Annotated in this window: 19 protein-coding genes, 1 tRNA gene and 3 pseudogenes; 4 read left to right on the top strand and 19 right to left on the bottom strand. The window is 46.0% G+C overall.

From position 1 onward, the window contains the following. Positions 1 to 229: 229 nt before the first annotated feature. The 4 genes and pseudogenes from DW039_RS17960 to DW039_RS17945 all read right to left on the bottom strand — a co-directional run. Entirely contained in the window at positions 230 to 1411 is a 1182-nt protein-coding gene (locus DW039_RS17960; protein ID WP_120382188.1) for a DUF4988 domain-containing protein, read from the bottom strand. A 23-nt stretch (positions 1412 to 1434) separates the two neighbouring features. Then, entirely contained in the window at positions 1435 to 1734 is a 300-nt protein-coding gene (locus tag DW039_RS17955) for a hypothetical protein (protein ID WP_120382187.1), read from the bottom strand. A gap of 411 nt (positions 1735 to 2145) precedes the next feature. Continuing rightward, positions 2146 to 2373 carry a hypothetical protein gene (locus DW039_RS17950; RefSeq protein ID WP_117703882.1) on the bottom strand — a complete coding sequence of 76 codons (228 nt, stop codon included), beginning with the start codon at positions 2371 to 2373 and terminating at the stop codon, positions 2146 to 2148. Positions 2374 to 3290: 917 nt separating this feature from the next. Next, positions 3291 to 4238 (bottom strand): annotated as a pseudogene (locus tag DW039_RS17945) (ATP-binding protein); the annotation flags it as partial. A 390-nt stretch (positions 4239 to 4628) separates the two neighbouring features. On the opposite strand from DW039_RS17945, the gene DW039_RS17940 reads away from it, so the two are divergent. After that, positions 4629 to 7973 carry a DUF2723 domain-containing protein gene (locus DW039_RS17940; protein WP_120382186.1) on the top strand — a complete coding sequence of 1115 codons (3345 nt, stop codon included), beginning with the start codon at positions 4629 to 4631 and terminating at the stop codon, positions 7971 to 7973. Positions 7974 to 8074: 101 nt separating this feature from the next. After that, positions 8075 to 8731, top strand: a complete 657-nt coding sequence (locus tag DW039_RS17935; RefSeq protein ID WP_005831030.1) for a polysaccharide deacetylase family protein — start codon at positions 8075 to 8077, stop codon at positions 8729 to 8731. Positions 8732 to 8874: 143 nt separating this feature from the next. On the opposite strand, the gene DW039_RS17930 is transcribed toward DW039_RS17935, so the two are convergent. Continuing rightward, positions 8875 to 9771, bottom strand: coding sequence for a DUF4595 domain-containing protein (locus DW039_RS17930; RefSeq protein ID WP_120382185.1), 897 nt, complete (start codon positions 9769 to 9771; stop codon positions 8875 to 8877). A gap of 321 nt (positions 9772 to 10092) precedes the next feature. Between DW039_RS17930 and DW039_RS17920 the strand changes: the two genes are divergently transcribed. After that, positions 10093 to 11982: an ATP-binding protein gene (locus DW039_RS17920; protein WP_044468668.1), complete on the top strand. Its 1890-nt coding sequence runs from the start codon at positions 10093 to 10095 to the stop codon at positions 11980 to 11982. Beyond that, a complete protein-coding gene (locus DW039_RS17915; RefSeq protein ID WP_005831042.1) occupies positions 11979 to 12611 on the top strand; it encodes a response regulator transcription factor in 633 nt (210 codons plus the stop codon). Before DW039_RS17920 ends, DW039_RS17915 begins: the two co-directional genes overlap by 4 nt. Positions 12612 to 12689: 78 nt before the next feature. Here DW039_RS17915 and DW039_RS17910 read toward each other — a convergent pair whose 3' ends face one another. The 14 genes and pseudogenes from DW039_RS17910 to DW039_RS17845 form a co-directional block, all read right to left on the bottom strand. Beyond that, entirely contained in the window at positions 12690 to 13922 is a 1233-nt protein-coding gene (locus DW039_RS17910; RefSeq protein WP_044468667.1) for a DUF4861 domain-containing protein, read from the bottom strand. A 165-nt stretch (positions 13923 to 14087) separates the two neighbouring features. Further along, positions 14088 to 14891, bottom strand: a complete 804-nt coding sequence (locus tag DW039_RS17905) for a gluconate 5-dehydrogenase (RefSeq protein ID WP_005831048.1) — start codon at positions 14889 to 14891, stop codon at positions 14088 to 14090. A gap of 56 nt (positions 14892 to 14947) precedes the next feature. Beyond that, positions 14948 to 15082, bottom strand: a pseudogene (locus DW039_RS21365) (5-keto-4-deoxyuronate isomerase); the annotation flags it as partial. 253 nt (positions 15083 to 15335) lie between these two features. Continuing rightward, positions 15336 to 15406, bottom strand: a tRNA-Gln gene (locus tag DW039_RS17895). Between the two features lie 124 nt (positions 15407 to 15530). Beyond that, on the bottom strand, positions 15531 to 16823 hold the full coding sequence (gene tyrS / locus DW039_RS17890; RefSeq protein WP_120382184.1) for a tyrosine--tRNA ligase: 1293 nt from the start codon (positions 16821 to 16823) through the stop codon (positions 15531 to 15533). 107 nt (positions 16824 to 16930) lie between these two features. Beyond that, positions 16931 to 17596: a TatD family hydrolase gene (locus tag DW039_RS17885; protein WP_005831054.1), complete on the bottom strand. Its 666-nt coding sequence runs from the start codon at positions 17594 to 17596 to the stop codon at positions 16931 to 16933. After that, positions 17593 to 17814: a membrane protein insertion efficiency factor YidD gene (gene yidD, locus DW039_RS17880; protein WP_005831056.1), complete on the bottom strand. Its 222-nt coding sequence runs from the start codon at positions 17812 to 17814 to the stop codon at positions 17593 to 17595. The genes DW039_RS17885 and yidD overlap by 4 nt, the downstream gene beginning before the upstream one ends. Next, positions 17811 to 18227, bottom strand: coding sequence for a ribonuclease P protein component (gene rnpA, locus DW039_RS17875; protein ID WP_022400586.1), 417 nt, complete (start codon positions 18225 to 18227; stop codon positions 17811 to 17813). Before rnpA ends, yidD begins: the two co-directional genes overlap by 4 nt. Before the next feature lie 192 nt (positions 18228 to 18419). Then, positions 18420 to 19172 carry a uroporphyrinogen-III synthase gene (locus DW039_RS17870; RefSeq protein WP_005834069.1) on the bottom strand — a complete coding sequence of 251 codons (753 nt, stop codon included), beginning with the start codon at positions 19170 to 19172 and terminating at the stop codon, positions 18420 to 18422. A gap of 4 nt (positions 19173 to 19176) precedes the next feature. Continuing rightward, complete coding sequence (locus DW039_RS17865; RefSeq protein ID WP_061411983.1) at positions 19177 to 19908, bottom strand: DUF4271 domain-containing protein; 732 nt, start codon at positions 19906 to 19908, stop codon at positions 19177 to 19179. After that, entirely contained in the window at positions 19905 to 20492 is a 588-nt protein-coding gene (locus DW039_RS17860; RefSeq protein ID WP_034523289.1) for a TIGR00730 family Rossman fold protein, read from the bottom strand. Before DW039_RS17860 ends, DW039_RS17865 begins: the two co-directional genes overlap by 4 nt. Before the next feature lie 338 nt (positions 20493 to 20830). Further along, positions 20831 to 21763, bottom strand: a pseudogene (locus DW039_RS17855) (RHS repeat-associated core domain-containing protein); the annotation flags it as partial. A 377-nt stretch (positions 21764 to 22140) separates the two neighbouring features. Further along, positions 22141 to 22626, bottom strand: coding sequence for a hypothetical protein (locus DW039_RS17850; protein WP_117976562.1), 486 nt, complete (start codon positions 22624 to 22626; stop codon positions 22141 to 22143). 10 nt (positions 22627 to 22636) lie between these two features. Then, positions 22637 to 23334: RHS repeat-associated core domain-containing protein (locus tag DW039_RS17845; RefSeq protein WP_243635050.1), on the bottom strand; the 698-nt coding region annotated here is incomplete at its 5' end.

Raw genomic sequence — 23334 nt, 5'->3', positions numbered from 1 at the left:
TTCTCGTCTTCTTTTGTTTGCTTATGGGAAAATCAGTACCTTTGTACCCTAAATCATCACCCAAAGGGTGAAGGATATGGCGAGAGACTTGTTCTTCCAATCGCAATGCCTGAAGTTGCGTACCTCACTTGCGAAGTGGGGTTTTCTATTTTGATAGGTAAAGGACTTTTAACTTCATTTTCTGCCTACTTTCGTTCTTGACAGATCTTACAACGTAAGTAAAGAATTTCTATTTTACAGGTCTAATTGCCATTTTAGCGAAATTAGCATTCCAACTTGCATTATAATAATGGCTTTTCGCGTTATAATAGAAGATGTATCCAAAACGCCCATAAGAATCTTTATAAGATTCTCCTACCCAATAATAACCATCATTAGCATTTGTTATTTGAGTCTGTCCTATAGGACCACTCATCGGCAATCCATAACCCGTAGGAGGTAGAAATATACTGTTTCCATTACGACCAGTTACTTTCATACCTACCACCCCGTTTACTGTAGCTTTTGCCCATGTACATTGCGTTACCAGTTCCACTTGCTCTGTTTTACTCGGTAACCTCCACGTCCCTCCCCATGTTGCGCGTACAATATCATATTTAGTTCCACAAATATTATCAACATCCGGAGCTTCATAATAAGGTGTCATTCCACTATTCTCAACATCTCCCCACAGATAAAGCCCACCTGCTTCCGAAGATGTTGTTGCTCCTAAATTGAATGAAGCCCATTTTACACTAAGGCCTAAGTCAATAGCCTTATAAGGTGACTGTTCGCCTAAAGGAATAACTACTTCTGTTCCATCCTTAAGAACAATTCTCAGTTCATCTTCTGTTGCTTCTACTGATTCAAAGAATGAATCACCATTTTTACCAGAGGCTTTTACTGCATTTCCATGTTCATCAAGTAATTTAGAATAGGTGTACCCATTGTCATAACTTACAATCCAATAATTATCTGAATCCACTTTCAATAATGGCGTAATCGCATCTGTTCCTGACGCAGGAATTCTATTTCCTTCAGTATCATAAAGCCAAGTAGTTGTACCATTAATAGTCTGGGTCCAATAGTATTTACCATTATCATACCGAACATTAATCACCGGAGCATCCTTTCCATCAACTCCATCTTTTCCATCAGATATTGTTATTTTTGAACCGTCAGAAAATGTAAGAGTATAGCCATCTCCTGACGTAGTAACCTTGGCAACGTACAACCTATCCTGAAGTGCAGCCACAATGGACTTAATGGTAGTAATATCACTATTCAGCAATTTTAACTGCTCTTCAATGGAAGTCACTCTATTATCCAGTGAATTAATCTCATCCCATAATTCGCTGTCATCATACTTACTGCATGCCGACACGCAGATTAACAATAGGATTACTCGACAAATAAACTTTATTTTTTTCATCTTCCTTCAATTTAAATATATCATTAATAATTAAAAAACACATAATCATAATTTCCATTCAACAACGACTCCTCATAAGTTGGCTTATAAGCAAACCCATGTGAAAGTTCCAATCTTGTGCCTAAGAAAGTATCTACATTCACTATTTGATCATCAATTCCAAAAAGTCCACAATCCAAAACAAGATCATCCATATTCCAGCTATAACTTCCATTATATTGAATAGTGCCATTTACCAATCTGAATCTTCCATCAGTATAAAATGTTAAAACTGTATCTGTTGCTATATTTTTCCAACTCCCAACAATCACTTGTCGATTCATATTGAGATCAAAAAAAGAATTAGCCTTCCAGTATTCATGGTCCGCAATAGAATTACGAGCCTTAAAAGAATGGTAATTTCCATCCTAATCAATACAAGTCATAGCATACGAAGCCAGTTCTGTAATGCAAAAATCATATCCACATGTCGTACTTATTCTCCGAGTTTTAGGATCATACCCCCAACTACCTTTTCTATTTAAGGTATCAAAACCTCAATATATTTTGCATGTCTTATCAGCGTTCAACCGCATCCCCAAACTATTCCAATTAGGAGCATCCCAAATGCCAATAACTTCTCTATACTCTGAAAAATAATCTATAAGAAGTACATCGTCATCTAATTTATCGTAAGCAGACATACTTATCCCTATAAATAATATGAGTATAAACTTATAAACATCTTCTTTCTATTATTCTATAATAAAAGGTTTAGCATTTGACCTAACATATTCTAACTCATCTTGGTGAAAGGTCACATTTAGACTATTATCTTTCTCCAATTTTCTACATACTACAAAGTCAGTCTTTTGCATGGACAAGCCTAAACCAAAGACTTCTTTATAGCGAAGTACTTCCCATTCATTTCCCAATTTATCTTTAACAAAGTCTCCTACGTTATAATTTTTTTGTTGTATCATAGTTCATATTTAATTATACATTCTATTTATTGCTCACCGCAAAGCAATTAACATTTAAACTACTACTATCCGTTTCTTTCTTAAATATATTATTTACGCCACTTGTTCCTTAGAGTTGGGGCTATTACACAAAAAGACAGCGTGGAACTGCGTGCTATTCATTGTCTTTGAAGGTCCTAGGAAAACCCAACTATACAAATGAACAGACAGCAGACCCACGCCGAAACCAGCGTAGGAGCAGTCTATGCCATTCTTGTATAGTTTCGAAAATTTCCTAGGTTCTCAAAGACAAGAATGAAGCACAACGCTTCTTACAATATCATTTCACAAAACATTGAGGCTAAGGACACTTCCTTGCTTCGATGGCAAATTTAACGATAAAGAATGAAAACAAGAAAAAGATTGGAAAGTATTTTTAAGGCTGATACCTACAGAAGATAAATATGATTTTGTCATTCTGACACTTTGTATTTTCTATCGCACGAGAATCCCGTACTTCCGACCGATTATCCACACAGAAAGAAATACGAGAGCGAAAATCCATAAGTGTCAGGTTATAAGCATTATACCAAAACGAACGTCCTTCCAATAAATCGAAATCACACCTCCGAAAGCCCTGATACACCGAAAATGCAAAAGCAAAAGAACGTTTTACTAAAACAGAGTAACCGTTTTACTAAAACGCAATACCCCTTTTAGTAAAAAGCAATCACCCTTTTAGCTTAAAGGTGTAGCCAATTTCTGCATAAAAGCCCTACAAAAGCGGAAGAATATGCAAGAAGAACGCATCTTTATGAACCGAATATCCACAACATATCCCAAATCCGTTCTTCTGTAAAACCAAGTGCGGCAGGAAAACCGGGAAAGACATTGCTTTTTGTCAAGGTTATAGGGATATTCCCGTCTTTCTGCCCCTTTCACAACAACCCATGCAGTTCCCACGCCCGCACATGCCGTATTCCTTCATTGGACGGCAGGCAGAAGTCATCAAGCGAGACAACCAGTTTCTCATAATTATCTTGTATCGCCTCCAACGAAGCATACTCACGGCGCGCCGTCTGTTCATCTACCAGCATGTAGGTGGATTGCAGATATATCGTACGGTCACCTTTCCGAGCGATGAAGTCCACCTCTTTTTCTTTTGCACATCCGGTATAGACATCATAGCCCGCCCGAAGCAACTCCAGATAGACAAGATTCTCCAGTTTATAACCCACACCATAGGCTGTTCCGGGATAGAGGAAATTCTTAAAGGCAAGGTCGTTGATGTAATATTTCGCCGTACCGGACAGTATTTACTTTCCGCGCAAGTCAAAGCGTTCACAACGATACGCCAAGAACGAGTCTTCGATATAGCCTATGTAGGCAGCCACGGCATCATAGCTCGTCTTCCGGCCCTGGCTCTTGAAATAGTTCACGATGTTGCCGATGGACACTAAATTAGAGGCATTGCCTACAAGAAACGCAAAAAGGTCCTCAAGCAGTCGGGGGTCACGTATGCTGTAGCGTTGGATGATGTCCTTCAGCAAGATGGTGTCCTTCAAGGCAGACAAGTAATTGCGCTGCACCTCCTGCTTTTCGGGCAAGACAAAAAGTTCCGGGATTCCGCCCGTATTCATATAGCTCTCGCGGTTCTGTTCCAGATGCCTTATCTCTGCATACTCCTGATAGCTGAAGGGATATACCGGGAATTGGACGTATCGCCCGGAAAGCAGCGTGGCAAGCTCACCGGACAGCATCCGTGAGCTGGAGCCACTGATAAAGAGCTCGTACTCCTCGGTATAGTCCTGCGAATAAGAATTGACCGACTTTTCCCATTCTTCGATGAGCTGCACTTCGTCGATGAAAATATAAATCTCCTCTTGTCCAGAGATTGTACTTCCTAAGTATATCCATTCTTTCGTTCATAACCTAAAAAGTTTGCGAAAAAGGCTAGATTTTCGGTTATAAACGAAAGATTCATTTAGACAAGCAAGGAGGATACTTCCTTTCCGCATCCCCTTTATCGGCCGGATATTCCCTCTATAGAATCATCATTGTTGCATCTATATATCCACCGCGTTGCATCTATACTTCCACCGTGCTGCATCTATAGATGCAGCAAATCCCTTAACCTATCCTAATAATGCTGCTTATTGTCACCTATTTAGAAGCGAAATCATTATATTTGCGCCCATATATGCCAATACGTTAACTAAGCGGATGGCAAAACAACTTGTAAAAAACAAAACTGAATTATAACGAATTTCATCTGAATGAAACAGTACAAAACCGTAAACAACCTTGTAGGCTGGATTACCTTCCTCATTGCAGCGACGGTCTACTGCATGACCATCGAACCTACTGCAAGCTTTTGGGACTGCCCGGAGTTCATCACCACTGGCTATAAGCTGGAAGTAGGACACCCGCCCGGCGCACCGTTCTTCATGCTGGTAGCCAACCTGTTCTCACAATTTGCTTCCGATGCCTCCACCGTGGCCAAGATGGTGAACTACATGAGCGCACTGATGAGCGGCGCATGTATCCTGTTCCTTTTCTGGAGCATCACGCACCTGGTACGCAAACTTGTGGTGACAGACGAAAACAATATCACACGCGGCCAGATGGTTACCATCATGGGTAGCGGTCTGGTGGGCGCACTTGCCTACACGTTCAGCGATACCTTTTGGTTCAGCGCTGTGGAAGGCGAGGTGTATGCCTTCTCCTCACTGTTCACTGCCGTCGTATTCTGGCTCATACTGAAATGGGAGGACGTTGCCAACGAGCCTCACAGTGACCGCTGGCTGATTCTCATTGCCTACCTGACCGGTCTGAGTATCGGCGTGCACTTGCTGAACCTGCTCTGCCTGCCCGCCATCGTACTGGTATACTACTACAAGAAAGTACCCAACGCCAATGCCCGAGGTTCCCTGCTGGCATTGCTCGCTTCGGGCATACTGGTAGCAGCCGTACTCTACGGCATCGTGCCGGGTATCGTGAAAGTGGGCGGCTGGTTCGAACTGCTCTTCGTCAACACGCTGGGCATGTCCTTCAACACGGGTGTCATCGTATATATCATCCTGTTGGCAGCCTGCCTCATCTGGGGTATCTACGAAAGCTATACCGAACGCAACAAGGCACGTATGGCACTCTCGTTCATACTCACTATCGCCATGCTGGGTATCCCGTTCTACGGACACGGTACCAGCTCGGTAGTTATCGGTGTCATTGTCATTGCCGCATTGTGGCTCTACCTCCGTCCGAAGACGCAGGCAGCCGTCAAAGAGAAATTCCGCGTATCGGCACGCACGCTGAACACCTCGCTGCTCTGCACCATGATGATTGTCATCGGATATTCCTCGTATGCACTTATCGTCATCCGCTCCACCGCCAACACGCCGATGGACCAGAACTCTCCGGAGGACATCTTCACACTGGGCGAATACCTGGGACGCGAGCAGTATGGCACACGCCCGTTGTTCTATGGCCCTGCCTTCTCCTCGCAAGTGGCGCTGGACGTGAAAGACGGTTACTGCGAACCGCGCATCAAGTACAACGGCACGAAGTTCATCCGCAAGGAGAAAGCTACACCCGATGAAAAGGATTCGTACATCGAAATCCCCGGACGCATTGAGTACGAATACGCCCAGAACATGCTGTTTCCGCGTATGTACAGCAGTGCCCACACACAACAATACCATGCCTGGCAGGACATCAAGGGTTACGATGTGCCCTATGACAAATGCGGCAACATGATTATGGTAAACATGCCCACACAGTGGGAAAACATCAAGTTCTTCTTCTCCTACCAGCTCAACTGGATGTACTGGCGCTACTTCATGTGGAACTTCGCCGGACGCCAGAACGACATACAAGGCAGCGGAGAAATTGAACACGGCAACTGGATTACCGGTATCCCGTTCATCGACAACTGGCTGGTGGGCGACCAGAGCCTCTTGCCTCAGGAACTGAAAGACAACAAGGGACACAACGTATTCTACTGCCTGCCCCTGCTGCTGGGTATCATCGGCCTGCTATGGCAAGCCTACCGTGGACAGAAAGGCATCCAGCAATTCTGGGTGGTCTTCTTCCTCTTCTTCATGACCGGTATTGCCATCGTGCTCTACCTGAACCAGACTCCGAGCCAACCGCGCGAACGTGACTATGCCTACGCCGGTTCGTTCTACGCCTTCGCCATCTGGATTGGTATGGGTGTGGCAGGACTCGTCCGTCTGCTTCAAGACTACGCCAAGATGAAGGAACTGCCTGCTGCCGCCATCGTTTCCGTAGCCTGCCTCTTTGTCCCCGTGCAGATGGCAAGCCAGACTTGGGACGACCACGACCGCAGCGACCGCTACATGGCACGCGACTTCGGCCAGAACTACCTGATGTCCCTGCAAGAAAGCGGCAACCCGATTATCTATACCAACGGTGACAACGATACCTTCCCCCTCTGGTACAACCAGGAGACCGAAGGTTTCCGCACCGACGCCCGTACCTGCAACCTCTCGTACCTGCAGACCGATTGGTACATCGACCAGATGAAGCGCCCCGCCTACGACAGTCCTTCTCTCCCCATCACGTGGGACCGAATGGAGTACGTAGAAGGCACCAACGAATACGTCCCCATCCAGCCTGAGTACAAGAAAAGCATCGACCAGCTCTATGCCGAAGCCGAGAAGCAGGCACTGGACGGTAATCCCGAAGCACTGGTCAATGTAAAGAAAGAATTCGGTGACAACCCGTATGAGCTAAAGAATATCCTCAAGAACTGGGTGCGCAACAAGAATCAGGACTTGAAGGTGATTCCTACCGACAGCATTGTCATCAAGGTAGACAAGGAAGCCGTGCGCCGCAGCGGCATGATGATACCGGGCGACTCAATCCCCGACTACATGCACATTTCGCTGAAAGGCAAACGCGCCCTCTACAAGAGCGAGTTGATGATGCTCGAAATGCTGAGCGAGGCCAACTGGGAACGCCCCATCTATATCGCTGTCAGCGTAGGCAGGGAGAACCAGCTGAACATGGAGAACCACTTCGTTCAGGAAGGTCTTGCCTATCGTTTCACTCCGTTCGACACCAGTAAGACGGGCGTGACGATAGACTCCGAAAAGATGTACGACAATCTGATGAACAAATTCAAGTTCGGCGGCATCGACAAGCCGGGCATCTACATCGACGAGAACGCCATGCGCATGTGCCACTCTCACCGCCGCATCTTCTCGCAGCTCGTGCAGCAGCTGATGCGCGAAGGCAAGAAGGACAAGGCAAAAGCTGCCCTGAACTATGCCGAAAAGGTGATTCCCGCCTACAACGTGCCTTATGACTGGCAGAACGGAGCCGTACAGATGGCCGAAGCCTACTACCAGCTTGGCGACACCGCCAAGGCGGACGAGATGATGAAAGCCCTTGCCGACAAAGCCGTAGAGTACCTGACCTGGTATCTGAGCCTGGACGACAACCGCTTCATGATTTCTACCCGTGAATTTGAATACCACTGGGCTGTACTCGATGCCGAGGTGAAGGCCATGAAGAAGTACAACTCCAAGCTCGCCGAAATCTACGAGCCGAAGGTGGAAGAACTGTATAATATGTATGTGGACAGAATGAAGGAGTGAGAATAAGGATTAGGGATTAGCCTGTGCAGTTCATCACTAATCATTAACCCCTAATCCTTAACCCCTAATCCTTAATCCCTAATCCCTTAATCCTTAATCACGTGTTTATAGAACAACCTCCTGAGTTTTTTCGCAAACTATATCCCGGTGCAGTCTGGAGGATGGACCCCAATGAAAAAGCCGTTTATCTGACTTTCGACGATGGCCCTATCCCCGAAGTAACTCCCTGGGTGCTCGACCTGCTGGATAAGCACAACATCAAAGCCACCTTCTTCATGGTAGGTGACAACATACGGAAGCATCCGGACGAATTCCGGATGGTCGTTGAGCGTGGGCACCGCATCGGTAACCACACCTTCAACCATATCCGTGGATTTGAATACACGGCCAAGAATTATCTGGGAAATACCGAACAGGCGAAGATTTTCATGGAAATGGGTGGGGACATCAATTGCAATGTGGAGAAGGTTCTCTACCCTCTCTTGTTCCGCCCTCCCCACGGCCATATGTTCGCCAACCAGTATCTCACGCTGAAACGAACCTACAAGATTGTGATGTGGGACCTCGTGACCCGCGACTACAGCAAGAAGCTGCGCGGTCCGCAAGTGCTAGCCAACGTGATGCGCTACGCCCGCAACGGCTCCATCATCACCTTCCACGATTCCTTGAAATCCTGGTGCAACGGAAACCTGCAGTACGCATTGCCGCGCGCCATTGACTTCCTGAAGGAAGAGGGATATGAATTCAAAGTATTATAAACTTGAAACAGCAGAAAGTTACCAACATCTGCTGTCACAATAAATTCCACATAAAATAAGAAGGGGTTGTCTCGGCAAAAGGCAACCCCTTACATTTTATAGGCTCATGTCCTGTTCCACAAGAATAAACAGATGTTTTATAATTACCAAATAAATGTACATCTGTATTCATCCCACTGGTCTTTTACAACCAGTTCCGTAGGATAACTGTCGGAATTCAATGTCCATGTAAAATACATATCGGACACAGAGTCCTCGCCATTGTATGTATAATGCCCTACAAGCGGCAGATGTTTCGTAGCCTTACCAAGCATGCCTCCATAATAGGCATATATCATCTCGTCCATATCCACATCCAGTATTTCATCAAACAACATCAGGCAGCCCTTATTCTCGATAGGAGCTGTTATATTATCCGTCGTATAGTCTATGGCAGCACTATACTCCCACTCGTCATTGCTGTCGATAATTCCGTCACCATTGAGATCCCCACTAGCTACATAACGTGTGGAAGTCTTCACCACATCTCCATCCTTATAGGTGATGTTCGTTATTTCACCATCGCTTTCAGAGCGTTTCATTACAACCAGATGGCCTTCAGTGTCGTATTCCATCTCCCAAGTAAACTCATCGGCATCGGGAGTACCAGCGTGGTCTATTGAGTTGCAAAATTCCACATAACCATCGCTGTTGAGCTGCAAGTTCAGTTCTGTAACATCGCCCTCTTCATCCGTCACGGTGATTCTTGCTCGGTCCTTTGCAACATCTGCCTTTGTAGTAGCGGGAAAGTACTCAAAGACGGCTTTATCCCCATCCTCAGTTGTAATGTTCGTCACCAGCCCTTCTTCATTGTGAGAAATCGCCATGCCCGAAACCGACTTCGGAAGCCCTCCCGTAAACACTTGCGAAGGATTGACCACAGTGGCGGTGTTTTCGCCACCCTCACCATTCTCATTTTCGTCATCGTCACTGCAAGCAGTGAATCCCAAGCACAACGCCACACCCAACATGGAGGCAGCCATCATTTTAAACATTTTCATAAGTTACAAATCTTGTTTTATCCCCATCCCTCTAAGGAAAATCCATAATAACAAAAGTATAAGGAATGCCGTCCGTATCTCACGACAACAAGACTCTGCCATTCAAACCCGGACAGATACTTTTGGCCATTTATCATTCCCAGACAAAGCTTAATATTTTTTGCAAAGTAATAAACTTTTCCTTTCACTCCTTGTCACTGAAAAAGGTGATTTTTCAGCCACATACAGAAAAAATTCAGCATCTCCAATAAAAAGCAAAATGAATAAGACGTATATTTGCAACAACTAAGCACAGATTGAATTCCACTAAAATATACCGATATGAGGGTACGCCATACTAAGCTATTATCACTCCTCTTTTCTTTAACCACTATCCTGCTTCACGCCGGAGAAATACCAACAGACACTCTGTTGGCACACTTCTACAACCGGGCAGCCAATCTCATGGAAGAAGGACACTACGATGAAGCGCAACGTAGCTTCGACAGCGCCTTTGCCACCCGGAACGTAAAGCACTCCTTCATGTATCCCATCTTGCTGAACGAACAAGCCACACTACTGATCTATGTGGGAAAGACAGAAGAAGCCTTTGCCATGAAAAAAAATGTGCTCCCCTACCTGCCGCAGATAAATGATTTGGAAAAGCACATCAGCGTATACAACGATTTGGGCCTCCTCTACCGTCAGCACCAAATGAATGACTCTACACTCTACTATTACAATAAAGCACTGGACAGTGCCTTGCAATATGGGGACGAAAGCTGGATAGCCCACATCTGCAACAATGTGTCCATCCTATACTTCAATATCAGGCAGCTGGACGAAGCCGAAAAGTATACCGACATGGCCGCCGAACATGCCGCCAGAACCGAAGACCCATTCGTAGCTTTCACCACCTGGCAAATCAGAGCAACCATAAAGGCTGAACTAAACAAGCTGGATGATGCTGAAAAATCCAACCGCAAAGCCTGGAACATTGCCTGCCACGGAGAGGGAAACGAAGACCTATGGAAGATACGCTGCCTGCCCGGCATGCTGAGACTCTTTGAACGAAAAGAACAACCCGATTCCATAGACCACTACTTGAAATTGGGGAACAAACTACTACAACGGGTACCATCCAACTCCATCGCTGCCATAGGATTCATACAATCGAGGGCAGCCACCGAAACAAACCGCAAAAACTATGCCCGCGCCTTGAAGGACTTCCACTGGCTGCGTAACCGGAAAACCGGTACCGAGCCCAAAACATTATTTACACAAATGGCACGATGCTACGATGCCTTGGGAAACCCCAAACTGGCCTACACCTATATGGATAGTGCCCGCATGTGGACTGATACGCTGGCACAGCACAATCTGACGCAACAAATGGCAGAATTCAACGTGAAATATCACACACAAGAAAAGGAATTGGAGATAGCCCACCTGCAACAAGAACAACTGGAACACCAAGCCTTCCTGCTAAAAGCCTCCATTGCTGTAGCCCTTCTGTCCGGTCTTGCTCTCATTACTTTGTTGACGCTCCGCCACAAGAAACGAATAGCCGAAAAGAAGATTGAACTGCTAAAGCAAGAAAACGAACTGAACTCGGCACGCCGTTACATTGAAGGGTTGGAAGAGGAATGCAAATATTTTGCCAAGGAACTGCATGACGGCATAGCCAACGACCTGCTGGGGCTGCAAATGAAGATAGAAACTTCTGCCAGCAAAGGGAATGAGCAGGAACTGGCCTCACTCGTCAGCAAACTGAGAAACAACGTGCGGAATATCTCACACGAACTGATGCCTCCCGAATTCGAGCATCTCAGTCTAGACCAGATACTCGACCGTTATGCTGCCAAACTGACCGAGAACACCGGCATAGAGGTCAGCTATCATCCAACGGAGAACAACGCATCACGCCATCTTCCCAATGAAACCGCTTATGAGCTGTACCGCATCGTACAAGAGCTCACCATGAACATCGTGAAACATGCCTCAGCCAGTCATATAGTCATCAGTCTCCGTGCCGACAATGAAAATAAATATACCCTGCAAATTACAGACAACGGTAAGAATGCAAACAAGCAACAAACAGCAACAAACAACAATGACGGCATAGGATTGCGCACCGTAAACGACCGTATCAGAGCCATCAACGCTACCGCCAATGTATGCTCGTCAACAGAAAACAACGTTTTCACCCTACTGCTTAACATAAACGAATGAAACCAAACAAAGAAACATACAGAATACTGGTAATAGATGACCACCCGATTGTTGCTGAAGGCATCATCGCATTGGCCTCGCAACTCGAAGGAGTGACGTGCAAAGGAGCCACTTGTGCAAAAGACGTGGAACAACTGACCCTCAAAGAGAGATTCGACCTTTGCATCATTGACCTTGAACTACCGGATATGAATGGATTCCAACTCATATCCCACCTTCACAGCCAGATACCCGAATGCGGCATTTTAATCTATACCATGCATGAAGAACCTTGGATCATAGCCAAATTATCCACCCTAAACATCAACGGAGCTGTTTCAAAAAATGCCAGCACCAGCGAATTGAGAGACGCCATCAGTACACTGAAAAACGGAACCAGATACTTCAGCAATGTTTTCAGCGAACTGGACAAGGAAAAACAAAACACCCTACCACATGCACTTCCCGAATTGTCGAGACGTGAAAAAGAAGTGCTCGCCTATCTCTCGCAAGGACTGAGCACTTCTGAAATATCCCAATTACTATTTCTCAGCATCAATACAATACAGACTTACCGGAAGCGCCTGATGGAAAAACTGGAGGCCAAAAACGTTGCAGAACTTGTCTACAAGGGGAAGAGCTTATTCTGAGAACACTTGTCATTCGCCCAGACAGTTACAAGCCTCCAGCTTCTCAAGCTTCTCCGTCTGAAAAGGAAGAAAATCAACTTAGCGGATACTCACCGTCATCGGATTGCGCACCTTCTGTGCAAAATCAGCCATGTATCGGTTCCAGGCTTCAGCAGTCTTGATGTCCGCGCGGTCCCAGGCAAAGCCCCAGTAATACACGTAGTCAGCGCCCGGCTCATAGTCGCTGACAACCAGTACATGACCGTCCGCATTGTTACGCATCTTCTTCTCCTCTATGGGGAAAAGCACGGTTTTGGCTTCCTTCACAACGGCAGGGAAAGCGGCCCCCATAAATATCTTGCCATTATCCGGTCCGGTAGTGGGGTCTACATACGTCATATAGCCACCGGCGGCATCAGCCACCACAGCACCGTCCGGTTCGTGCAGCACAATACCGGTAACAATGGGCAAAGATTCCTTTAGATTGCTATACGAAACGGCAGTACGGTTCAGATGAGAACCGGCATCCAGCGTAATCAGACGCGTTTCCACCACCGCAGTATCCCCTTTCACAGCCAACGGATTGAACTCCAGCTTCACCGTGAAGCGCAACGGACCGTTGTCCAGCACCTCCTGCGTCTTGTAGCACCACGGATAGATAATGGTATCATTCACCATCAATGCAGACACTCCGGCTCCCAATGTTGGGCCTACTGCATAGCAGTCCATGCCATAACCGTGGTCTATATGATAGGAGAATGTGCGTACCAGCTCATCGGCTGCCTTCGGGTCTGTCTTGCGCAATTCATTAACCTGCTTCCAGGAGTCTGCATCCAGTTCCTTGGCATATATGTCTTCCAGTACCGGTGCAGCAGTGCCTCGCTTCGTAAACAAGTCGTAGCCGAAACCGCGTTCACCCCTTGCCTGCAATGCAGGACCGTAGGCACGGAAGCCTACCAAGTCGTTCTCCCAGGCCATGTCGTCCAGACGTTCGGGATACTGCCGCCCACAAGCCCTTACCTCCACATCGACGGGAGTACCGGCCTGGACGGTATATGCAGCCGATGCATTGGCAGCTACCGTCGCAGGGAAGATTAATTTGTCATCGTAGGTCACTTGGTAAGGCACCTGCTCCCCTTCGACATTCAGAACCACAATCTGTGCGGTGTCTGCCAGATTCAGAAGGTTTGAGATTTCGGTCATGGACACCTCTACCATCTCATCGGAACGGTCCATCGCTAACGGATTGGTTACCGTAACAGTCACTATCTTGCTATCGTTGCAAGCAAGACAGCAGAGGGCCGCCATACATAATAAAAGAAAGTTTCTCATATAATCATTGCTTTTTCCTAATCAGTTGTATAACTTTCTTTTAGGCGCGGATTATACGGATTTTCCTTATCCTTTCCGCGAAATCCGCGTAATCCGCGCCCAAAAGAAAAAGGTGACAAGTGACATTATCCTGCCACTTTATCACCTTCTCAATTATCCTTAAATTTATTTCGGTTGCTTTCCGATATAAGCCAAGATACCTCCGTCTACATAGAGGATGTGACCGTTTACCGCATTAGAGGCTTCCGATGCCAGGAACACTGCCGGACCGGTAAGTTCTTCCGGAGCCAGCCAGCGGCCTGCCGGAGTCTTGGCGCAGATGAACGAGTCGAACGGGTGACGGCTACCGTCGGCCTGCTTTTCACGCAGCGGAGCAGTCTGCGGGGTAGCGATGTAACCCGGACCGATACCGTTACATTGGATGTTATATTCACCATATTCAGAGCAGATGTTGCGAGTCAGCATCTTCAAGCCACCCTTGGCAGCGGCATAGGCCGACACAGTCTCACGCCCCAGTTCGGACATCATAGAGCAGATATTGATAATTTTACCGTGGCCCTTCTTCATCATGGCAGGCAGAACAGCCTTTGATACGATGAACGGAGCATTGAGGTCGATATCGATTACACGACGGAAGTCAGCAGCCTCCATCTCGTGCATAGGAACACGGCGGATGATGCCGGCATTGTTTACGAGGATATCAACAGAGCCTACTTCCTTTTCAATCTGGGCTACCATGGCCTGAACAGCAGGTTCATCTGTCACATCACATACATAACCGCGTGCCTTGATACCCTTTTCAGTATAGGCAGCCAAGCCTTTGTCTACCAACTCCTGGTTGATATCGTTGAAACAGATAGTTGCTCCTTGCTCTGCAAAAGCTGAAGCGATAGCAAAACCGATACCATAAGAAGCACCTGTAACAAGGGCTACTTTACCTTCCAAAGAAAAATTCAAATACGGATTCATAACGTTAAATTATTAAGTTTAAATAAGTGATATTCTATTTATGTACGATTTGCAAGTAGTTTATACTCAATGGAAACTTTATTTTGGGAGAATGCCTTCCCTATAAGGAAATCGCAGCGAATGCTTTTCGTATCGTAGCTTTTCACATCATCGGGATGCTCAGCATAGCGAATTTCATAGTTCGTTTTCATGATTGCACTACATTTAATAGGTTATAACTTCAGCCATCAAATACACATCGTTTGCGTACACGATGCAAATGTAACAAAAGAAAATGGAGAAACCGTATAAATTTGTGTCAATTATATAGCAATATCGTTCAAAGATTCGTAAAAAGAAAAAATCTATACCTATAGTGCCAACAAGAGGGGGAAAGAATAACAAAAAAACCCACTAAAACTTGCGATTTTAGTGGGTTTTTAGCTGCAATTAGCTGTATCGTAGTTGGACTACCAGGATTCGAACCTGGACAAACAGAACCAAAACCTGTTGTGCTACCATTACACCATAGTCCAAACATAGGGCTTTCTGTTAAAAAGCGGTGCAAAGATAAAAGGAAGCCCCGAAATATCCAAATATTTCGGGGCTATTTTTACTGCCGAAGCATTATTTCCTTAATTACTTCTCTTTAGGATACCGCTATTTGGCGATAATCAGATAGTAATTCTTCTTGCCGCGCTGTACCAGCAGGTATTTTTCGTCCAGCAGGTCGGCTGTCGTAATCACCTGGTCGAAAGCAGCCAGTTTCTCCTTATTCAGAGAAACGCCACCGCCTTGCACCAGCTTACGCATCTCGCCCTTGGAAGCGAATACAGCAGCATTATCCACGAACAAATCCACCGCCTTCACACCGGCAGCCAGTGCATCACGGGATATTTCGAACTGGGGAACACCCTCGAACACAGCCAGCAGCGTATTTTCGTCCAACTTCTTCAGTGCATCAGAAGTTGCATTGCCAAACAAGATGTTGGATGCATCCACGGCGGCATTATAGTCCTCTTCGGAGTGAACCATGATAGTCACTTCCTTCGCCAGACACTTCTGAAGGACGCGCAAGTGGGGAGCAGCGTCGTGCTCGGCCGTCAGAGCGTCAATCTCTTCCTTGGACAGTGCAGTGAATATCTTTATGTAGCGTTTGGCATCCTCGTCGCTCACGTTCAGCCAGAACTGGTAGAACTTATATGGAGAAGTGTAGCGCGGGTCGAGCCAGATGTTTCCGGACTCTGTCTTGCCGAACTTGCCACCGTCGGCCTTCGTAATCAGCGGGCTGGTCAGTGCAAATACCTCCCCACCGTTCGTACGGCGAATCAGTTCGGCACCGGTGGTGATGTTACCCCACTGGTCGCTGCCACCCATCTGGAGCTTGCAGCCTTTGGTTTCATACAGATGAAGGAAGTCGTACCCCTGCAACAGCTGGTAGGTGAATTCCGTGAAGGAAAGACCGTCACGTGCCTCACCGTTCAGACGCTTCTTTACAGAATCTTTCGCCATCATATAGTTTACGGTGATGTGCTTACCCACTTCACGGGCAAAATCGAGGAAAGTGAAGTTCTTCATCCAATCGTAGTTGTTCACCAACTCGGCACGGTTGGGGGCATCCGAATCAAAATCCAGGAACTTGGAGAGCTGGGCCTTCATACCAGCCAGGTTGCGCTGCAACGTCTCTTCCGTAAGCAGATTGCGTTCGGCAGACTTTCCGGAAGGGTCACCAATCATACCCGTAGCACCGCCAATCAGTGCCAACGGCTTGTGTCCGCAACGCTGGAAGTGACGCAAAATCATCACACTGCAAAGGTGCCCGATGTGCAAAGAGTCCGCAGTAGGGTCGAAACCAATGTATGCAGTCACTTGTTCCTTAGCCAGAAGTTCTTCCGTACCCGGCATCATATCGTGGAGCATGCCACGCCATCTTAATTCTTCTACAAAATTCATCGAATGATTAAGTTATCTGATTAATTATTTAAGTGATTATCTATGAATTGTTTGATTCCTATTTTAATCTGCGCAAAAATACGACTCTTTATTCGAAGAAACAACTCTTAGGGTTTAAAAAAGACTTTGCAGACATTTCTCCGGAGTGTTTCTCCAAGCTCCTCGGGAGAGATGCCGCGCACTTCGGCAGCGCGTGCATACAATTCCCCGATGGAAACTTCGCTTTCATCCGTTTCGATGAACAGCCGGTCGGCAGGTACCCGGCACAAGGCTACTTCCTGGTATTTCTCCCCGAATGAAAGGTAAAAGCCATGTTTCAGATATTCCTCCACCAGCGCCGCCTTGCCACGGAAACCATGTATTATCCACGGATTCGACGGGCGCAAGTCCCGCTTCACCTTCAGCAGTTCATCAACCGCCTTCACCAGATGAATCACCAGCGGCTTTCCCACTTCCTCTGCCAAACATGCCTGGCACCTGAACACTTCCACCTGCAAATCCATCGGAGCATCTGCCAGCTTGTCCAGCCCGGCTTCGCCCACGGCAAGTACTTGGGGATGGCGCACTAACTCCTCCAGGCCGCACACCCTGCTAGCCACAGCACCTTCAACTCCTGAGTGTTCACCTCCACTCCGACCTATACGCCAGGGATGTATCCCCACCGAATACCATCCGCCGCTCTGTGGAGAGAACGTTTCGGGATAGCAATTTGCAATGGCAGTTCCGGGTACTTGCGGAAGCCGGTGTGTATGTATGTCAACTGGAATATTCATGGAACGGGATCATATCCGGAACCTCCCCAAGGATGGCAACGCAGAATGCGCCTTACTGCCAGACAAAACCCCTTGAAAGGTCCGTGTTTCTTGATGGCCTCCACCGCATATTGCGAACAAGTGGGGGTAAAACGACATGAAGGCCCTATCATGGGCGATATGCACTTCTGATAGAAATAGATGGGAAGCAGCAGCAGATATGAAAGCAGACGCTTCATGACACCTGCGGAGTTTGCTCAGCTTCAGCATTTGCCGCTACCTTCTCGGCAATGCGTGCCAAAGCTGTCTTCATACGGTCCTCAATGACAGAAGAGTCTACCAACTGGTCCGAAAGATAGATGAAGGCCACGGCCAGACGGCACTTTTTTTCCGTCAGCACGGCCAGCAGTCCGTGTTTGTTCATGCGGTAGGCTTCACGTATCTGGCGTTTCACGCGGTTGCGCTTCACCGCCCGCTTGAAACGGCGTTTCGAAACACTTACAAGAATGGAAACGGGTGCCTCCAGCTCCTCCACCGGCAGATACACCACACGCAAAGGGAAAACCGAAAACGAGCGTGAGCCGCCCGCAAACATCTTCTCTATCACTTTCTTCTTGTCCAACCGTTCGGACTTACGCAAGGTATTTGGCATGGGGTGATGAGTTATAAGTTATGAGTGATGGGTGATGAGTTATGAGTGATAAGTTATGGGGGCGATACAAAAACGAGCTACAAGTACCTGGCAACATAAAAGCACAACCACTTGTAGCTCAATTTTATAAATCCATTGTTATGCCTACAAGCTATAAGCAAATCACTCATAACTTATAACTCATAACTCTTTTTACTTTCCTTTATTATTTTCCTTGATAAACATGTCAAGCGCCGCCGTCATTGAGGGTGCCTGCACGCTGGGAGCTTCCAGGTCAAGACGAAGCCCGGCATCACGGACTGCCTGGGCAGTGGTAGAGCCGAATGTTCCGATCTTGATTTCCTTCTGGTCAAAATCAGGGAAATTCTTCTTCAAGGCACTGATGCCTGCCGGACTGAAGAACACCAGCATGTCATAATCAAAAGCCTCATCTGCAGCAAAATCATTGCTGACAGTGCGGTACATGACAGCTTCCGTGTGCTGAATCTTATTCTTATCCAGCAGATTCTTCACGTCATCATTGTGTACATCCGACATCGGTACCAAGTACTTTTCAGTCTTATGCTTAACAATGGAAGGTATCAAATCGTCAATCTTCCCGGTGTTTCCGAAGAAAATCTTACGCTTACGATACTGCACATACTTTTGGATATACAGAGCAACGGCCTCCGTCACGCAGAAATACTTCATTGTTTCGGGAATTGTCACACGCAATTCTGTACACAAGTGGAAGAAATGATCAATAGCATGACGCGAAGTAAAAATAACGGCAGTATGATCCAAGACCGAAATTTTCTGTTGTCTGAACTCTTTCGCTGAAAGGCTCTCCACTTTGATAAATGGGCGAAAATCTATTTTCACACCATACTTCTCGGCGATGTCGTAGTAAGGAGATTTCTCTGATGCCGGTTTCGGCTGCGACACAAGTACTTTCTTAATTTTCAACGTCCTAAAATTTTATTATCAAATAATCGTTTAGCTGCGTCACGCCTTGATATAACACAAAACAAGGCATGATTTCAAGGGCACAAAAGTACACAATTAAAAGCAAACCGCCATATAAATTGTTACAAAAAAGCTTTAACCACTTGTATAACATCAATATTTTAGCAAAAAAGGCTAAAATCAATCCGATTATTATCGTCAGCTGCAAACTCAAATCAAAATAGACTACGAACAGGGCAAACGGGAAAAGGGCGAATCCCAAGTAATAAAGTAGCGTAGAATAGGACTCAAGCCATAGCGTTGTAACACTTTCGTCAAAAAAAATCCAACCCAGAAAAGAGTAGAGCATCCACTTCAAGCACAAATAGAAGAGACACACACCGATGTAAATCCCCAGCAGAAGCCCCGGCGACACATGACGTACCAGTTCCGGCTGTATATCATTGAAGTAGCTGAAGATACAGACACCCGCAAGGATGCAAGTCTGCAGGATGAGCAGCAGCAAATAGCGCATATCGGCGGCTGTGGAAGTGGCAAATATGCTGGTACGTTCGCGATGAAGCAGGAAATCCTTCACCAGTTGCAGCAGGAACTTGCGGCTGCGTGACAAGACATAGGCCGACAGAAAGAAACAGCACAAAAGGACCACGGTGATGCCATCGTCCATTCTCGGAGAATATGGAATAGGAATCCCCTCCGTCCCCACTACTGCCCAAGCCATCAACAGCCCTATCATATTGCAGCGAATTTACGGATGGAGGCGTCCCACAAGGGAGTGGTATATATCAGTTCCACGGCTTCCTGCGGTGTCTGCGCCACATGCCAGATGGCACCGTGCTGCGTACGCATGAAGTTTTCGTCCACCGCCTGTCGGAGCATATCGAGCAGAGGGTCGAAATAGTTCTTGACATTCAGTATCACAATCGGGTTCAGATACAGTCCGAGTTGCTTCCAAGTGATGATTTCCAGCAGTTCTTCCAGGGTGCCGCAACCACCGGGCAGGGCGATGACGGCATCGCTCAGGTCGGCCATTGTCTTTTTCCGCTGGTGCATGCTTTCCACTTCCACGAGTTGGGTAAGTCCGGTGTGATGCCATCCCTGCTCCACCATGAAGCGGGGAATGACGCCCGTCACCTCTCCCCCTGCCCGGAGTGCCGCATCGGACACAGCGGACATCAGTCCCATATTTCCCGCACCATTAATCAGGCGAATTTGCCGCTGCCCCAGCAGAGTGCCCAACTCACGGGCTGCATCGAAATAAACGGAATCTATCTTTGTGCTCGAAGCACAATATACGCATACGGAATTTATCTTGTTCATCATCTTGTTACTTCCTTTTTTAGGTACCGCCACAAAGGTACATGATTTCGGGGAGATTTGAAACAAATTTCTTTCTTCCCACTTACGACGGGGGATTTTTCATGAGTCAATAACGGATTATGTGTGCCGCAGGCACTGATAAGGCACATTAAACAGAGCTACACCCTTTGCCCCGGATAGCTACACCCTTTGGGGTAAATGGCTACACCATGTCAGGGAAAGGGTGTAGCCTTATATAAAAGGTAAAATTCCCTGTTGACATATAGTGATGAAAGCAGGGAATCGTTCACTTTATTGAATCAGAGGACCTTATATATCAATATTCGAGCCAAAAGTAATCCGTCAAGGTCAATCCGATTAATAGGATTATTCCCGCAATAAGCATAGAGACTTGTATTGAAGTAATTTTCAGCAGAAGGGTCCACCGTCGTAAACCTTCCCAGCGCAGCATCATACATGCGTGCCCCATAATCATACAGATTCAACCCCTTCTTGCCATCGTACTCCTTGCCGTTGTATTTATAAGGCTGCACATTGCCTGAACTTGCAAACACACCACCGAAGGGATAGTAATGGTTCGCTTCCTCAACAGCACCGCTGGAACTGAGGACAACGCGGTTGTTTCCCTGATGGTCCTGCAGGTAATAGTGATACTTCTTGTCCGAAAGCGTAACATACCCCTCTTCCGTAAGAAGAAGCTTGGCAACACCGTTTTCATAGACCACATTGCAGCAATACACAGTAGGAACCGGATTGCCCGAACCATCTGCCTCCTTATACATCATGCGCCGCTTGATGCCGTCGGCAGTATAGCCATACTGTATGAAACCGCCGGAAGCAAAAGTGACGCCTGTTGGCAAATTTAATACATTATACGTAATATCGCTAATTCCCTTGTTTAAATCTTTGGTCAAATTGCCGTTCGCATCATAAACGTACTCGTTCGCCTGCTTCACACCGTCCTTGAACTCGAAGCCACCGTTGTAGGCGGAAGCCGTCACGGCATCGTCCACACGGGTCAGCTGATTGCCGTTCAAAGTGTAAGTCAGGTTATCAATCAAACCGTAACTGGAAGCAGCGGTCTGACCGTAACGTTGCAGGGTCTTGATGTTGCCGTTTTTGTCATAGGCGGTTACATTCTCACTGAAACGGTTGGTGTTCGTATTGATGCCGGCTGTTTCACCGTAGGTGGCGTTCATCAGGCGGCTTAATCCGTCATAAGTGAATTTGTAACCGCGGACTGTACTTTCGTTCCCGGACTTCCAGGTCATGCTGCTGATATTGCCATTGTACTTCGCTGTACCCACACCCGTGTTGTAGTACACGTTCTGTGTGAAGCATGTACCGCTGATGCCCGTCAGCCAGCTACGCAGGTTGTAGGCATATGTCAGTTTGTTGATGCTCGTTCCGTGATACTGCTTGGTCAGCAAACGACCGAAGTTGTCATAAGTGGCTTTTCCACTGCCTCCCAATGTATGCTCCACCTTGCTCACCCTGTCAGCATAGTCGTAGCTGTAAGTGTATACTTCCTCTCTTGTAGTCTTTCCGGAAGCGGGAAGTAAATAAAAAACTATCCTAACATGCAAGATATAGTAATATCTGATGTTAGGATAGCAATTAAATAGATTATTTCAAGAATATAAAATACTTATTTATTTAAGATATACAAAACTCCAGTTTCGCAATCTGTATTAAGATAAACTCCATGATGAAATAACAAATAAATCAAATATTTTTCTTCTGGATATGACAAACCAACAGAAAGTACACCTTTCTCATTAAAAAGCAAAGAAATAAGATTTTCTACTTTTCCTTTATAAATTGAATCTATGTATGGCTGTGGAGTTACCATACAGTCCATTTCCTTTAGTGAACAAAATGTAATGCTGTCTATACCCAATGTCTGTTCTAATAAAATTGGAAAAAGTTCATATCGATATTTCTTATTAGCTACCCCATCATTCAGAAATAGGTACATATCTCCTTCTCTTGGAACTATCGAATATACACTATCTTTGTATTCTATATTCATTGCAACAAAAGGGCTTTGCCAAGTAGAATCAACAAACATATCTTCATACCTCTCACTTGTTTTATGTACACACATTACAAATAAGAGATTAATACCCAACATAAGGATAATCTTATTCCAACAGTTTTTGGGGTATTTTCCTTCCACGATATTCCGTTCTTTTTGCATCTCCTGTTCTTTTTCTAATTTTATTCTCAGTATTAATAGCACGAATTTCTCTCATGGGTATTCCATTTCCTATATTTTCATAAGACATAATACCTTTATCTACATCCGACGAATGCTGTAACTCATGGATTAAACCAATTCTTGGTGTCCGATGATTTCCATTAATATCCGTTTTAACATCAGGGTCATAATTTATAATGCTTCCTTGCGGAGTGTCTTTTTTAGCTTTTTCTCTATCAAATCCTGAAGAATTAGACTCTCCTCGTTTAGTCCTTGTTATTGAATGAACATTCTTACTTTTCTCCAGTTCAATAATCATCTCACCAATTTCCTTATCATCCTTCTTAAGTTGCTGCAAATCTGCTTTCACGTCCTTTTGATACTTGGTATCAAATCCAAAGAACATTTTCACATTATCTATCAAACCATTCGGGTTCGGATTTACAACAATTGTATCTCCATTCACATCTATGTTATTCACCGGATTATTCGCCCCATACTGATACGGTGACATCGAATAATACTTCTCTGCAAACCTGTCATTCGTCGTAAACCGTCCCAACGCAGCATCATAATGTCTCGCCCCATAATCATACCAGTTCAAACCCTTCTTCGTATCAAGCTCCTTACCGTTATACTTGT

Source organism: Bacteroides sp. AF39-16AC, from assembly GCF_003602735.1.
Taxonomy (GTDB): domain Bacteria; phylum Bacteroidota; class Bacteroidia; order Bacteroidales; family Bacteroidaceae; genus Bacteroides; species Bacteroides uniformis.
This window is presented reverse-complemented; position numbering and strand designations above follow the sequence as displayed.